Source organism: Streptosporangium sp. NPDC048886 (assembly GCF_055586905.1).
On record NZ_JBVJHH010000058.1, the window covers coordinates 1 to 14,701 of the forward strand.

The 14,701-nt window shown below is 71.4% G+C and carries 11 protein-coding genes and 1 pseudogene; 3 read left to right on the forward strand and 9 right to left on the reverse strand.

What is annotated here, in order from left to right:
- Together ACZ6R6_RS43750 and ACZ6R6_RS43755 are read left to right on the forward strand one after the other, a co-directional pair.
- A partial coding sequence (locus ACZ6R6_RS43750; RefSeq protein ID WP_470102841.1) for a LamG domain-containing protein occupies positions 1-2,150 on the forward strand: 2,150 nt, incomplete at its 5' end.
- A complete protein-coding gene (locus tag ACZ6R6_RS43755) occupies positions 2,096-3,244 on the forward strand; it encodes a hypothetical protein (RefSeq protein ID WP_470102842.1) in 1,149 nt (382 codons plus the stop codon). The genes ACZ6R6_RS43750 and ACZ6R6_RS43755, both read left to right, overlap by 55 nt.
- A 214-nt stretch (positions 3,245-3,458) precedes the next feature.
- Here the strand turns inward: ACZ6R6_RS43755 and ACZ6R6_RS43760 are convergent.
- The 8 genes and pseudogenes from ACZ6R6_RS43760 to ACZ6R6_RS43795 form a co-directional block, all read right to left on the reverse strand.
- A pseudogene (locus ACZ6R6_RS43760) lies at positions 3,459-3,893 on the reverse strand (transposase); the annotation flags it as partial.
- 332 nt (positions 3,894-4,225) lie between these two features.
- Entirely contained in the window at positions 4,226-5,515 is a 1,290-nt protein-coding gene (locus ACZ6R6_RS43765) for a polysialyltransferase family glycosyltransferase (protein WP_470102843.1), read from the reverse strand.
- Positions 5,512-6,441: a glycosyltransferase family 2 protein gene (locus tag ACZ6R6_RS43770; protein WP_470102844.1), complete on the reverse strand. Its 930-nt coding sequence runs from the start codon at positions 6,439-6,441 to the stop codon at positions 5,512-5,514. The genes ACZ6R6_RS43765 and ACZ6R6_RS43770 overlap by 4 nt, the downstream gene beginning before the upstream one ends.
- 195 nt (positions 6,442-6,636) lie before the next feature.
- Positions 6,637-8,694, reverse strand: coding sequence for an N-acetylneuraminate synthase family protein (locus ACZ6R6_RS43775; protein WP_470102845.1), 2,058 nt, complete (start codon positions 8,692-8,694; stop codon positions 6,637-6,639).
- A gap of 201 nt (positions 8,695-8,895) precedes the next feature.
- Positions 8,896-9,081 (reverse strand): CsbD family protein, encoded by a 186-nt coding sequence (locus tag ACZ6R6_RS43780; RefSeq protein WP_306858280.1) that lies wholly within the window; start codon positions 9,079-9,081, stop codon positions 8,896-8,898.
- A 127-nt stretch (positions 9,082-9,208) separates the two neighbouring features.
- The gene (locus tag ACZ6R6_RS43785) at positions 9,209-10,195 is read right to left on the reverse strand and encodes an alpha/beta hydrolase (protein ID WP_470102846.1); all 987 of its coding nucleotides are present in this window, start codon (positions 10,193-10,195) and stop codon (positions 9,209-9,211) included.
- A gap of 249 nt (positions 10,196-10,444) precedes the next feature.
- Entirely contained in the window at positions 10,445-11,137 is a 693-nt protein-coding gene (locus ACZ6R6_RS43790) for a dienelactone hydrolase family protein (RefSeq protein ID WP_470102847.1), read from the reverse strand.
- 546 nt (positions 11,138-11,683) lie between these two features.
- On the reverse strand, positions 11,684-12,667 hold the full coding sequence (locus ACZ6R6_RS43795; protein WP_470102848.1) for a DUF2804 domain-containing protein: 984 nt from the start codon (positions 12,665-12,667) through the stop codon (positions 11,684-11,686).
- Between the two features lie 176 nt (positions 12,668-12,843).
- Between ACZ6R6_RS43795 and ACZ6R6_RS43800 the strand changes: the two genes are divergently transcribed.
- Positions 12,844-13,416 (forward strand): putative glycolipid-binding domain-containing protein, encoded by a 573-nt coding sequence (locus ACZ6R6_RS43800; RefSeq protein WP_470102849.1) that lies wholly within the window; start codon positions 12,844-12,846, stop codon positions 13,414-13,416.
- A gap of 9 nt (positions 13,417-13,425) precedes the next feature.
- Here ACZ6R6_RS43800 and ACZ6R6_RS43805 read toward each other — a convergent pair whose 3' ends face one another.
- Positions 13,426-14,469 (reverse strand): LacI family DNA-binding transcriptional regulator, encoded by a 1,044-nt coding sequence (locus ACZ6R6_RS43805; RefSeq protein WP_470102850.1) that lies wholly within the window; start codon positions 14,467-14,469, stop codon positions 13,426-13,428.
- Between the last annotated feature and the right edge of the window lie 232 nt (positions 14,470-14,701).

The following is a 14,701-nucleotide window of genomic DNA, read 5'->3' on the forward strand; positions in this document are numbered from 1 at the left end:
ACTGGCAGACGGCCACGGTCGACGTGCCCAACCCCACGGTCGGCGCCTTCCAGGTCACCCCCTCCCAGGTGGTGAACGGCGTCATCACGGCCACCGGCGTCACCCCGACCCTGCACACCACGGTCACCGACCCGGCCGCCCAGCCGGTACGGGCGGAGTTCGAACTCGAGCACGACCCGGCCGCCACCGGGCAGGGCACCGGCCAGATCTGGACCGGCGCTGCCGACGATGTCGCCTCCGGTACCCAGGCCACGGTCACGATCCCGGCAGGCACGCTGACCGATGGCTGGGTGGTGCGCTGGCGAACCCGCGCCGTCGCCGCCACGGCCTCCTCGGCGTGGTCGGACTGGCAGCAGGTCACGATCGACCTCACGCCACCCGAAGTGGAGCCGTTCGCGCGGACCAGCGGGCCTGTGATCCAGACGGACAAGAGCTTCACCGTCGGGGCATGGCTGCGCGTGACCGACAAGGACAGGACCTACACCGCGCTCGAACAGCGGGGCACGCAGCAGGCTCCCTTCCGCCTCGGCAACGACCCCGATCGCGGCCTGGTGTTCACCTTCACCGGTGCCGACACGGGCGACGCGGCGGTCGAGGGTGTGTTCTCCGGCGTCGAACCCCCGGTGAACGAGTGGTTCCACCTCGCCGGCGTCTACGCGAGCGATTCCCGCACCGGGACCCTCTACCTCAACGGCAAGGCCATCGGCAGCGCGACGCTCGGTTTCCCGGCCTGGGGTTCCTCCGGGGCCGCGACTCTGGGCACCAGCGTGATCGGCAGCCTGGACGAAGTCTGGATGTTCCAGCGGGACCTGGTCGGCGAGGAGGTGTTCGCGCTGTACGACGGCAGCCCCACGGCGCAGGCGTCACCCGCTGGCGAAGGCGCGAAGGCGTCCGTGGCCGCCACGGCTCCCGCCGTTTACGACCGGATCAGCCCTGAGGACTGCTGGAGGGACTTCGGCACCGGCCGGCGCACGCACGGCCTGCTGAAGAACCGCTTCAGCGGCTGCATCAAGCACAATGCGTACGTCTCGGACAAGATCAGCGTCAACGACATCGTAGGCGACGACGACAACCAGGGCACCTGGTCCGCAGACTTGATGTTCATCACCAGAACGTTCAAGAACAAGCAGGGGCTGGAGTCCGGAGCGACGTCCCGGGACATCATCGTCGACCTTTACATCGGCAATGTGCAGACCGAGAACACCCTCACCAACCTGACGTCCACGACGCTCACCATCGGGATGAGCGTGGCGCCGGATCAGACGGCGTGCCAGACGGTGGGCGGCGCCCAGGAGAAGTCCGCTCTCCTGCCGGACTGGGACGACAACGCCTGGAGCAAGCCCGGGGACAAGTGGTCCACGATCGCCACGTTCCGCTTCCGGGCCGACCCCACGAACGCCCCGCCCAGGCGGGACGACCGGCTGACCAAGAACGTGGACAACAGCGTGGACCGGGTCTCCAACTGCAAGTTCCAGCCGTACGGACGGATCGTCCGCCCCAGGGACTTCGACCCCGAGATCATGTGGCAGTACGGCACGATCAAGCAGGGTGTCCAGGTCAAGTGCGACAGCATCGTCTACATCTCGCGGGGCGGCGGCTGCACGCTGCCGGCCGTGCCGTCCATCGAGTGGCGGCAGGGCGCCCGTTACGACGACGCCTACAACCACTACTACAAGGCCTGCTACCAACCGCAGAGCACGTATCCCGCGAAGACCGGCAAGGCCCTATCCGGTTGCGCGGTGAACCAGACCGGCAGGCCCGCCCAGCTCCTGTGGCGGGTAGGCGATCCGGCGGCGACCAACAACAACGCCCGCGCAGTGACGAGGTGCCGCAGCCTCTGGAAGAACTTCAACGTGCCCAACGGCACGCAGGAATGCGATGAGTATCCGTTCGCCACGGCAGGAAACCGATCGGCCTCGGATGACGACAAGCGGCTTCTGTCCGTATGCGCCATGCCGGCGGGGGCCCAGCAGGCGAACCAGATAGCGGGCGGGTTCCTGAACCGCTTCTACCAGAAAGAGAGGTTGATGCGCGAAGACCACTACTTCAACAGGTTCGCCAAACCCACGGCCGCGCTCAAGAGCATCGATGATCTATGCTCACCGACGACGGCCGACAGCAGTTCCATTTATCGCACACCCATACCCTGATCAACGCGCATGAGGGCCGTCGCGGGGTCGCCCCCGTGACGGCCCGCTTCCGCTCGAAAAGAGAGGATCGGTCATTCATGGACTTCCCGGCCGTCGTGGCGCGCTACGAAAAGGTGCTCCAGGCCGACTCCGCATGGCTTTCGGAAGGGCTGGCCTGGACCGTGGTGCTGCCACGGTCGGAGCCCCTCGCGCTAGCCGAAGTGGGACGGCGGCTGACCGGCGGCGGCCGGCCGGTGATGAGCGAGCTCGACGAAGTCGATGACCGGGACCTCGTCTATCTGGGACAATCGGGCGCGGCCACGATGCTCGTCGAGCCTGACGGGTTCACGTATGTCGGCCATCCCCCGGTTCTGGCATGGCTCAGTCAGGGCGCGCAGGTATGGCATGTCTCGTGGAACCTCACCGGCACCTCCAGAATGTGTTACGCGGCGGACGGGCGCCTGCTGGCCGACGTCCATCGGCTGGAATCGGCCGTGGCGATCGGTGTCGCCCCCGGCGCGATCGCGGCGGAGATGGCGAAGTTGCGTGTGGCGGCCGGCACTCCGTGGCCGGCGCTGCAGGCGACAGCCATGGCCATCGTGGAGTCACGCACCGGAGCGCGCCTCGACCAGAAGTGGTTCGAGGAGTCCAGGGTCGTCGTCCATCTCGATCAGCCGATCTCGCCGGACATTCCACCGCTCGGGTTCTCTCACTACGAACCGGAGCTGGCAGCGAGAATCGACCAGGCACCGCCGCAAATGAGAAAGAGGGTCCTCGGCCACACAATCGACGAGCTGATCCACCGGTTCGACCTCGCCCTGCCCGGGATCTCCGCAGGGTTGCATCGAGCCGGAGACCTGCCTGGCGAGGCATTCTGGCATGAGGCGGATGTTCTTCACGAGGAACTCGGACAGCCGTGGGAGGGACAGCCGACGGCCGAGAGGGGGCGGGACGACTGGGGGTGGCGGCGCTGGGTCGCCGCCAACGCGGTCCGCCACAGCCTGCGATCTCTTGGCGAGGGCCTCGGCTGCCTGGACGGCCTCACCTTCGCCAGGTTCGCGTTCTCGCAGGAGTGGCCGGCGTTCAGGGAACAGATCCGCAGGCTGACGTCGTAAGCTGCTCGGGCTGCACCCTGCCGTACGAGGAGCGCGAGCTCACCGAACCCCTGGCCAGGGACGGCATCCATACGCGCGGCAGGTGCTGGCGCGGCTGAAGTTCATCGAGCACAGCGGGCGGCGTCGGCCCGTCTCGATCAGGCGCTGACGTTGCTCGCCGTCGAGGGTCTGTCCAGTGAACGGTGTAACTCGGTTTGATTGCTTCTGTCGGGAGGTCGGGGAAGGTGATGGCGAAGGCGTTGAGGGCGGCTTTCCACCGGGTCACCCAGTGCTTGCGGCCCTTGCCGGTCGGATCCAGGCTCATGATCGCCATATAGGCGCACTTGAGCGCGGCCTGCTCGTTCGGGAAGTGCCCGCGGGCCCTGACCGCCCGCCGGATCCGGGCATTGACCGACTCGATGGCGTTGGTCGAGCAGATCACCCGGCGGATCTCGGACATGGTGAGAGGGATCTGCTCTTCGTCGGTGTCGGGCTGGGATGCTGCCAGGGCGGCCAGGAAGGCCAGGGCAAGCATCGCGAGGGTGATGTGCCGGTGCCGGCCGATCCAACTGCCCACCTGGTAGTGGTCCAGCCCGACCTGGCCCTTGGCGGCTTGGAAGGATTCCTCGATCGTCCAGCGGGGGCCCGCGATGCGTACCAGGGTGGGCAGCGGTGTCGGCTGGACTGCGGACCAGCCGGTCCGGCATGCTCGGCCGGACTTCAGCAGTTCTTGCGCTCCAGGTCCGCCGGCAGGCCACGGACGTAGGCGCCGGCGATACGGCGCGGCTCGATGCGTCCGGCGGTTCGGTGCATCAGGTCATTGAAGGTGACCATCCAGCCGTCAGGGTCTTACGCTGTCGGCCACGGTCATCACGCGATCTTTGGTTGTCTTCACAAACTCCGAATGATCACGCGATGGCCGTCTTCGCGTCACTTCAACCACGAAGATCGCGAAGTGTCACTGGAGTACTGGCGATACGCGCCGGCGCCGGGCCGTACGGGTCAGGACAGTGCTCTGGACAGGCGGCGGCGGAGCCGGTCCAGCGCGCCGGGCTGCTCGGCGGAGGCCGTGGGGACCAGCTCCAGGGCGGTCAGGCGCTGGCGCTTGAAGTAGCGGGCCGGCCCGTGGGCGTCCAGGTAGGAGACGGCCGATCCGCGCAGGCCAGGGTGGGCCTCGCTCTGCATGCAGTAGCCGACCGCGCGGACCAGGGCCGGAAGGTCCACCGGGGGCGGCTCCCGCAACGACCCGTCGGCGGACAGGCGGGGGAGCAGGGCGTCGGTGATGGTGGCCGGGACGCGGTTGCTGTTCTCGTACGGCGTGAGCCGTTCCAGGACCAACTCCCCGCCCATCGTCGCCACCGGCAGGCCGAACTGCCGTCCGGCGGTGATCAGGGCGGTGGAGAAACACCCCGTCACGAGGGCGGGCCGCAGCGCGGCGAAGCACGCCTCGGCGGGGACGGTCTCGCCCGCCACCGCCAGGCGCACGCCCAGCTCCCCGGCCGTCTCGCGGAGCCGCTGGGCGTGCCGCCGCCCGGCCGCCGGGTGGGGTTTGAACAGCACGGTGCCGAAGCCCCGGGCGGCCAGGCCGCGCAGCATGTCCGCGTGGAGCGCGGCCTCCTCGTCGGGAGTGAGGATGTCCAGCGCGGACAGGTACTGGCCGAGGATCATCGGCGGGCCGGCGGGCAGGTCCCGCACCCCCTGCCCGAGCGCGCCGCCCCGTTCGATCACGTCGAGGAAGGCACTGTCGGGCAGCGCCTCGGCGGGCACGCCGTACTCCGACAGCAGCAGCGGGGACAGGCCCGGCACGAGGTCGAGGTGGAGCAGGCGGGTGATCCGGCCGGAGATCTCCGCCGGCAGCGGGTCGCGGGTGGGGCCGTAGCTCATCAGTCCGTCGGAGTAGACCGTGATGGGGCAGTCCCTGACCAGGGCGGCGAGGGTCCGCGACGGCGGGACCGCGATGGACTCCAGGATCAGCTCGTCGGGGCCGTCGTCCAGGGAGAGCCGGGACAGCAGCAGGCGGCCCAGCATCGGGACCTCGATGACGCGCGCCTTCCAGTCCGACGGGTGCAGCGGGGCCACGATGTCGTTCCAGGAGCGGACCTCGTCGAAGTACGGGCGCAGCGCGGCGAAGCCGGGGGCCTGGTCCAGGGACGGGGTGACCTCCGGGACGGCCGCGTTGTTGGAGACCAGCAGGATCCGGCGGCCCCCGCGCGGCCCGAAGCGGCCGTCGTCGATCGCCGCCGCCAGCGTCACCGCGCCGAACAGGGTCGATGCGTAGAACAGCTGTGTCATCGGGCCTCCAGGAGCCTGTGCAGGATCTGGTCGCGTTCCGGTCCCAGGCTGGTCTCGGCGAGCAGGCCCGGGGGCAGCCGCCGCAGGGCGTCGGCGCCGCGCTGCTCGAAGCGGGTGCGGAGCTCGGGGGAGAAGCGGTCGGCCAGCTCCAGGTGGTGGGCCAGCAGCGCGCAGAAGGTGCGGGCCGCCTTGGGCGCGAACTCCTCCTCCAGGTCCGCGAAGACCAGGTCGAAGGCGTCGAAGAAGTGCAGCTGCCGGGCGTCGCCGATCTGGGTCAGCGAGCCGGAGACCATCCGCCGGTAGAAGAGCCCGGCCAGCGAGACCACGCCGAACGAGCTCGCCTGCCGGTGCAGCCGCCAGATCCACGGCCGGTCCTCGGCGGTGTGCAGGTGCCCGGGGAAGGTCAGCAGGTCGCCGAGGTCGCGCCGGTAGATCCCGGCCCAGGCGTAGGGGTAGTCGACCATGGTCCTGACCTGGGCGGGCAGGATGTGGTCGCGGGGCTTCAGCACCACCTCGCGGGTGGCCAGCGGCGCCCGGTGGATCACCCGCCGGCGGCCCTCCACCTGGACGTGGTCCACCCGGACGAAGTCGCAGCCGAGCCGTTCGATCGCCCCGACCAGATCGGCGAGATAGCCGGGCGCCAGCCAGTCGTCGCCGTCCATGAAGGTCAGGTAGCGGCCCGAGGCCAGCGACACCCCGAGATTGCGGGCGTCGGCCAGCCCGACCGGCGTCTCGTTGCGCAGGACGACCAGGCCGGGCAGATCGTCGCGGAAGTCCTCGATGATCTGCCCGGTCGCGTCCGCCGATCCGTCGTCGACCACGATGAACTCGAAGTCCCGGTGCGCGTTCCTGATGAGCGAGGTGAGCGCGTCGGAGATGTAGAGCTCGGCGTCCCGCACCGGGACGACGACGGACAACTTGATCAACTTTCCCTTTCCCGTCGGGATGGAGCGCCCGCGAGGGTGCGCCGGTGGCTGGACTGAGGAGCGAAGGCCGGTGGGCGGCCCGAGGAGCGGTGGGCGGCCCGAGGAGCGAGGAGGGAGGCCGTCGGTTGCCGGCACCCGCGCCGCGACACGCGGCGTCGTCTCCCCGGGCGCCCTGCCGTACGGGGTCGCGCGGCTCTATACGGTCACGCGGCGCAGGCGGGACTTGGGGGCCTCCTCGCCGGGGAAGACCCGCTTGACGCCGTCGCCGAGGGCGGTCTCGATGATGCGGATGTCGCGGACCAGGTGTTCCAGGCCGGCCGGCTCCAGGGAGGCGGCGTGGTCGGAGCCCCACATGGTGCGGTCCAGCGTGATGTGCCGCTCCACGGTCACCGCGCCCAGGGTCACCGCCGCGAGGGAGATCTGCAGGCCACGCTCGTGGCCGGAGTAGCCGACCGGCACGCCGTAGCGCTCCTGGAGGGTGACGATCGTGCGGAGATTGGCCTCCTCGGGAGGGAGCGGGTAGGTGGAGGTGGCGTGCATCAGCACCAGCTTGGAGGTGCCGAGGATCTCCACCGCCCGGTCGATCTCCGCCAGCGTGGACATGCCGGTGGACAGGATGAGCGGCTTGCCGGTGGCGGCGAGCGCGCGCAGCAGCTCCAGGTCGGTCACGCTGGCCGAGGCGATCTTGTGGGTGACCACGTCCATGGACTCCAGGAAGTCCACCGACGGCACGTCCCACGGCGAGGCGAACCAGTGCAGGCCCCGCTCCCGGCAGTGCTTGGCGATCTCGGTGTACTCCTCCAGGCCGAACTCGGTCCTGAGCTTGTACTCCATGTAGGTCATCTCGCCCCACGGCGTCTGCCGGATCTGGTCGCGCTGCTCCAGCGGCACGCAGATCTCCGGTGTGCGCTTCTGGAACTTGACCGCCTGGCAGCCGGCCTCGGCCGCCACGTCGATGAGCCTGCGCGCGATGTCCAGGTCACCGTTGTGGTTGATGCCGATCTCACCGATGACGTAGACCGGCTGCCCGGCGCCGACCAGCGCGTCGCCGATCTGGACCGGCTTGGCGACGGGGGTGAGCCGCAGCTCGGCGCGGGGCGCGGGGGCGGCGACGGTCTCGGTCTCCGGGCGGGCCGCGAGGACCCGGTCGCACAGCTCCCGTACGGCTCCCGCCCCGCCGGGCCTGGTGAGGACGGTCCGGGCGGCGGCGCGGACCCTGGGGTGGGCGTCGGGGACCGTGACGGGCCAGCCGACCTCGCTCATCGGGCCCAGGTCGTTGACGTCGTTGCCGATGTAGGCGACGCGGGCCGGGTCCAGCCCCTCGATGGCCAGCCAGTCGCGCAGCACGGTCCGCTTGTCGGTCAGGCCCTGCAGGACCGGCACGCCCAGCTTGCGGGCGCGGGCCGCGACCACCGGGTTGTGCTCGGTGGACATGATCATCAGCTTGACGCCGGACCGGCGCAGCAGCGCGACGCCCATGCCGTCGGAGCGGCTGACCGCGACCATCTCGCGGCCGTCCTGGTCGACGTAGGCGCGGTCGTCGGTGTGCACCCCGTCGAAGTCGGTGATCACGGCGTCCACGTCGATCGGCTCGGGCTGGTCCACGAACGGCGCCAGCGCCCGGACGATCTCCAGGTCCTCGACGGTGTCCACCTCGATGGCGTGCCGTGAGGGCACCGGCTGCACGGCGACGGCCCCGAAGAAGCGGTGGCCGTGCTCGCGCAGGCCCTCGGCGCGCATCACGTAGAACGCGCCGGTCTCGCGGAAGTGCGGCTCGCGGTCCTGGCGGCGCGGCCGGAAGGAGGGGTCGTGGTTGAGGCCCGCGCCGCCGGCGTTCCAGAGGAACTCGTGCGTCTCCAGCCCGGAGAACACCACGTCGGCGGTGCCGTCGAGGACCTTGACGATGGCGGTGTCCAGGTCCGCGGGGTCGATGAACGCGCTGGTGCACTGGACCAGGACGACCACGTCGGGGGTCTCGGGCAGGTGGTCGAGCACGTGCAGCACGGCCGACTCGCTGGAGGCGTCCGCCCCGCTCAGCTCGCCGGGCCGGTCGATCACGGTCGCCCCCGCCTCGCGGGCCACCGCGGCGATCTCGGCGTGGTCGGTGCTGACCACCACCTCGTCGATCAGCTCGCTCCGCACGCAGGTCTTCACCGCGCGGGCGACCAGGGGTGTGCCGCCGACCGCGGCCAGGTTCTTCAGCGGGACGCCCACCGAACCTCCACGGGCGGGGACAACGGCCAGGACTCGCAAGGTGGCTCCTCATGACATACGGCAAACGCCCCTGAACTGGGGTGTTAGGAACGCTAGTCACGAGGGTGACCGGACAGGGGTGCCTGAGCTGAACGTCCAGAGTCGCCCGCCTTAACTTTCCGCGCGGGGTGGGAGCGCCCACGGCGAGGCGCCGCGGCCGGCACTGATGCCGTCCGCGGCGCCCGTCATACGGAGCGGTCCCTATTCGGCGAAGCGGCCCCGTGTCTCTTCGGAAGCCCTCTTGGCCCTGTCCTTGGCCTTGTCCGCCGCCTCCTTCGCCTTACCCTTGGCCCGGTCCGCCCGGCCCTTGGCGGCCAGGCTGTCGTTGTCGACCGCCTCACCGGCGGTCTCCTTGACCTTGCCCTTGATCTGGTCGAAGTTCGTCATCGTGCTCCCCCGTGGTTAAGGACCGATTGGTTATTTCCTCTCATAGCCAGAAATGAGGACATCAATCGCTACTTAACTAACTTTAAGTGACGAAATGGCTCCTCTTGGTGACGGAGGGTGGCGGCCGTCAGGCCGTGGCGCCGATGGAGTCCATGAGCATGGGCAGCGCGCGCTCCAGGCCGCGCTGCCAGTACGGCCAGCTGTGCGTGCCCGGCCCGTAGAAGTCGACCGCCACCTCGGCCCCGTCCGCCCCGGCCCGCTCGGCGAAGGTGGCGGCCTGGCGGAGCAGGGAAGCCTCTCCCGTGTCCACGGAGGCGCCGGGCGGGTCCAGCGGGCCGGGGGAGCCGTCCCCGCAGGAGACGAACAGCCGCATCCCGCGCAGCCTCCCGGTGAGGTCGGCCGGGTTGTGCGCGGCCCACTCCGGGTCCCGGGGGGCGCCCCAGAGCTTCCTGGAGTCCTCCCCGTTGCGGCCGAGCAGCCAGTCGACGCCGCCGTTGCCGTCGCGGGTGTGCAGCACGCCCGAGAAGGAGGCGGCGGCCTGGAACATGCCCGGGTGGCGGGCCGCGTAGGACATCGCGCCGAACCCGCCCATGGACAGTCCCGCCACCGCCCGGCGGTCCCCGGCGCCGTAGTCGCGCTCCAGGACCCGGCGGACCTCGGTCAGGTGGAAGGTCTCCCAGCCGGGCCCCTCGCGCCAGTCGGAGTAGAAGCCGACCTCGCCGCCCTCGGGCATGACCACGATCGCCGGGTAGCGCGAGGTGAGCCTGGCCGCCTCCCCCCGGGTGGCCCACGCGTCGTAGTCGGGCTGGCAGCAGCCGTTCAGCAGGTACAGCACCGGCCACGGCCCCGAGCCCGGCCGCCAGCCCGCGGGCAGCAGCACCCGGACCGTGCCCTCGCGGCCGAGCGCGGCGGAGGCGATCGTGAGCACGTGGTCGCGCTCGCCGAGGCGGGCGACCTCGAGGCCCGGCGACCGCTGCGCCCGGTCCCCGTCGTCACCGCCGGACAGCCGGCCGGAGGATCCGGAGGAGAAGGGCGTCAGCAGCGCGAGGAGCACGGCCGCCACCGCCGCTCCGGCCAGCAGGAGCACTCCCAGGCGTGCGGCTGTGCGGTTCACACGGCCAATCTTGACGGGTCGCGGTGGTCCCGGGAAGCCCGCGGGCCGCCGCCGCCCGGATCATCCCGGGCCGCCCGCCCTTCGGGGCCGCCTCTGTGTAGCGGCCTTCCGGTCACTCCGGGCCGCCTCCGTATCGCGGCCTTCCCGGTCACGGGCCGCCTGCGGGCTGTGGGCTTCCCGGTCACGGACCACCGCTGGGGCGCGGCGTTCCGGTCACTCCGGGCCGCCTCTGTGTAGCGGCCTTCCCGGTCACTCCGGGCCGCCGTCCTCCCGGCCCGGCGCCCGTTCCAGATGGCGCAGGAACCACTCCCGGGCCAGCTCGGCCACCTGCTCCAGCGCCCCCGGCTCCTCGAAGAGGTGGGAGGCGTCCGGGACCGTCTCCAGGCGCGTCTCGCCGCGCAGCTCCCGCATCGCCTCCTGGTTGAGTCGGAGGACGGCCGGGTCGCGCTCCCCGACGATCAGCAGGGTGGGCTGGCGGACCGATCCGAGCGCCTCGCCGGCGAGGTCGGGCCGCCCTCCGCGGGAGACGACCGCCTTCACGGAGTCGGGGCGGGCCGCGGCGGCGACGAGCGCGGCCGCCGCGCCCGTGCTGGCGCCGAAGAGTCCGACGTCGAGGCCGGCGGTGGGCTCGTGCTCCACCAGCCAGTCGCTCAGCGCCGCCAGCCGTACGGCGAGCCTGCCGATGTCGAAGCGGAGCTCGCCCGTCCGCAGGTCGATCCGCTCCTCCTGCGGCGTGAGCAGGTCGGCCAGGACCGTCGCCAGGCCGGCCCGCTGGAGTTCGCCCGCCACGTAGCGGTTGCGCGGGCTGTGGCGGCTGCTGCCGCTGCCGTGCGCGAACAGCACCATCCCGTGCGCCGGCCGGGGCACCGTGATGTCGGCCTCCAGCACGACGTCCGCGGCCGGGATCTCCAGCCGCTCCAGGTTCATCCGGACGGCGTTCATGACGTCCTCCCTCGGACGGGGGGACCGCTCCCCGCCCCAGGGCGGTCAGCCTGATCCGCCCCTGATCGACGTGGTCCACTACTCCCATCCGGATATGCCCGAATTGGTGCGGCCGATACGGCTGATCGGGGTCATTTCCTCCCGGGAGGGACGCCCCGCCGCGCCCGGCCCGCCCGCTCCTGCCCCTGCCTGCCCGGTCCCGTGCCACCGCGTCCGGCGCCCGCCGCCGACCCTCGCCGCCTACTGACCGGACACTCAGGACTGCCCGGCGGCCGGGGACGCCCGGGTCGAGATCCTCGCCGCCGAGGTCGCCGAGCTCGACCCCATCCGCACGGTCGACCACGCCAGCGGCTGGCACGACCAGGGTGGGGGCGACCTGAAGAGCCTGCACGTCTACTTCCGCCGCTTCCGCGTGCCGCGCCGGCGCCGCGGCGACCGGCGGGTCCTGGTGCTGTCGGGCTGCTCACCTACGACCGTGAGGTGCTCAAGCTGCCCGCAGAGCCGGTGCGCTCGGTCAACGCCCGGCTGCGGCCGGAGTGAGGCCGGCTACCAGCGGTTACGCGCCTCCTCCGCCCAGCCGACCAGGCCGTCGAGGTCGACCCACGCGCCGTCGTCGGTCCGCGCCCGCCCGGCGAAGTGGCCGAAGCACTGGTGCGTCTCGCTGCCCACCACGCCGAGCTCGGTGCGCGCCACCTTCTCGTGGAAGGGGGTGAACTCCACCTCGACCCGGGGACCGGTGATCCGCCACGGACGCAGCCAGTCGGCCCGGTCGTAGCTCCAGACCAGCTCCTCGCCGATCTTGTGCAGCCGGCCGTCCACGAACAGCGCGTTCTCCGTCATGCCGGTGCCGTCGGTCCACTTGCCGCCGAGCTGGATCGCCCGGCCGGGGCCGCTGCCCGCGGCCCAGTTCCAGGTGACCGAGTAGGGCCACTTGCCGCGGCCGTGGTCGAGCACCGCGAAGGAGTCCGCCTCGCTCACCGCGTGCTCGCCGGACTCCAGGCGCAGCCGCCCCCGCACCGGACGCCCGACGTCCTTGAGGGTGTACTGGAACCGGCGGGGGCCCCACGGGACCACCACGCCGAGCGACTCGTGCCCGGCCGGCAGCGGTATGTCGAGGTCCAGCTCGACGCCGGGCGCGACGGCGCGCAGCGACGTGCCGCCGGGGTGCTGGCCGATGTCGACCGTCACGCCGCCGCCCCTCACGGACGCCGTCCCCGCACCGCTGCGCGGGGGCATCGCGGCCCCGCGCGCCAGCGGCACCACGGCGTCCTTGGAGATCTCCGCGCCGGTGGCGCGGTCCAGGACGTAGAGGCCGTGCACGCCCGCGTAGTCCAGCGACGACGCCACGACGCCGATCACGTGGGAGGGGGTGACGATCCCCCAGTACTCCCAGCGTTTGGCCCGTCCCCAGCCGCGCAGGTTCGCGCGGTGCAGCGGGCGCCGCGTCCAGCCGACCGCCTCCGGGTTGAGGCGCCCGTCCGGCAGGCACAGGTCGACGGGGGCGGTGATCTCCCGTTCGTGGGTCGGCATAGCCAGAGGGTAGCGGCCCCGGACCGGCATGGGGAGGGGCCGCGGCGGCCCCTCCCGCGCCTCGCGCGCGCCTCCCGGCGGTTCCTTCGGGAGGCGGTTCGCGTCACTCTCCCGGGGTACGTCGGTGCCGCCGGCCGCCTCGCGCGGGGGGAAGGGGCGGGTGAAGGGGGAGAGGGATGCGCGGGCTCGTGTGGATGAAGGACGGGGGCGCCGAATATGCGGAGGTCGGCCTGGGGGCGGAGTTGACGGCGGTCGGCGTGGCGATCGGGACGGATCCCGTGCCCTACCGGCTGGAATACACTCTGCGGACCCTCCCCGGATACGTCACCGAGCTGCTGTCGGTACGGGCCCACGGCGCGGGCTGGTACCGGGCGCTCGACCTGCGCCGCTCGGCCCACGGCGCCTGGTCGTGCGAGACGAAGGGGGAGGGCCGTCTCGACGGGCCGCCGCCCGGCGGGGACATGAACGTCCTGAACGACGCGCTCGACTGCGACCTGGGGCTCTCCCCGCTGACCAACACCATGCCGGTGCTCCGGCACGGCCTCGACGAGTGCGAGGGGCGGATCGACTTCGTCATGGCCTGGGTCCGGGTCCCGCACCTGCACGTGGTCCGCCACCCTCAGCGCTACACCCACCTCACCCCCGGCGCGGTGCGCTACGAGAGCGAGGGCTTCAGCGCCGATCTCACCTTCGACGGCGACGGGATCGTCACCGACTACCCGGGCCTGGCGAAGCTGGTCGCCCCCTGACCGCCGTCCCTACGGGGCGGCGCCGCGGTCGTGGTCGTGGTCGTGGTGAGTCCATCGGGCCCGGGTGGAGGAGCGGACCACGAGCTCGGGCTGGAAGAGATACTCGGCGGCCTTGACCGGGCGACCCTTGATCTCGTCGAGCAGGGCGCGCACGGCCGCCACCCCCATGGCCTGGACGGGCTGGCGGACGGTGGTGAGCGGCGGGTCGGTGAAGGACATGAGAGGGGAGTCGTCGGCGCCCACGACCGAGACGTCCTGCGGCACCCGCAGCCCGTGCCGCCGCACCGCGCGCACCGCGCCCAGCGCCATCAGGTCGCTGCCGCAGACCAGCGCGGTGGCACCCCGCCCGACCAGTAGGGACGCGGCGCTCTGGCCGCCCTCGACATCGAAGGGCGACAGTTCGATCAGGTCGCCGTCGTACCCTCCACCCATCTCCCGCAGCGCGGCCCGGAACCCGGCCAGCCGCCGCTGGACGGTGGAGTAGCGCAGCGGACCGTTGACGAATCCGATCCGGCGGTGGCCCAGCTCGATGAGGTGCCGCGCGGCTATCCGGCCCGCGGCGACGTCGTCGCAGGAGATGCAGGCGACGCCGAGGCCCGGGAGGTCGCCGTTGACGAAGACGATGGGCAGCCGCTGCCGCCTGAGGCTGTGGTAGCGGGACCGGTCGATGGTCGTGTCCGCGTGCAGCCCGGAGACGAACAGGATGCCGGCGACGCCACGGTCCAGCAGCATCCCGACGTATTCGTCCTCGCCCGCTCCCTCCGGTATCTGCGTGCACAGGACCGCCGTGTACCCGTGGCGGGCCAGTGCCGTCTCGATCACCTGGGCGAAGAACGGGAAGACCGGGTTCTGCAGCTCGGCGGTGATCAGCCCGACCAGCCCCGCGCTGCGCGGCCGCAGCCCGACCGGGCGCTCGTAGCCGAGCACGTCCATCGCGGTGAGCACCGCGCTCCTGGCCCTCGGGCTCACTCCGGGGCGCTCGTTGAGCACTCGGGAGACCGTTGCCTTGCTGACCCCCGCCTGCCGGGCGATGCGGTCGAGTCGTGCCGCCATGCTCGGTGATTGTGGGGCAGCTTTCTGAAACATTGCAAGAGATCCTGAAAAATTACTGCAATTCTCTGCAACATATTCCAGGTTGGATGAACCCTCTGTTAACTTCGGCGCACACCACGGTGCACCCCCTGAAAAATCCTCCCACCTGGAGCTCAACCGTGCGCAGACCCGTAAGCGCCCTCGCCGGAGCCCTCTCGCTCGGCCTTTCCCTGACCGCCTGCGGCGCAACGGC

Bases quoted from the DNA above. Each gene is read 5' to 3' on its own strand.
- ACZ6R6_RS43790 (WP_470102847.1), bottom strand. From the start codon at position 11,137: ATGAACGCCGTCCGGATGAACCTGGAGCGGCTGGAGATCCCGGCCGCG.
- ACZ6R6_RS43805 (WP_470102850.1), bottom strand. From the start codon at position 14,469: ATGGCGGCACGACTCGACCGCATCGCCCGGCAGGCGGGGGTCAGCAAG.
- ACZ6R6_RS43780 (WP_306858280.1), bottom strand. From the start codon at position 9,081: ATGACGAACTTCGACCAGATCAAGGGCAAGGTCAAGGAGACCGCCGGT.
- ACZ6R6_RS43800 (WP_470102849.1), top strand. From the start codon at position 12,844: ATGCGCGGGCTCGTGTGGATGAAGGACGGGGGCGCCGAATATGCGGAG.
- ACZ6R6_RS43755 (WP_470102842.1), top strand. From the start codon at position 2,096: ATGCTCACCGACGACGGCCGACAGCAGTTCCATTTATCGCACACCCAT.
- ACZ6R6_RS43765 (WP_470102843.1), bottom strand. From the start codon at position 5,515: ATGACACAGCTGTTCTACGCATCGACCCTGTTCGGCGCGGTGACGCTG.
- ACZ6R6_RS43795 (WP_470102848.1), bottom strand. From the start codon at position 12,667: ATGCCGACCCACGAACGGGAGATCACCGCCCCCGTCGACCTGTGCCTG.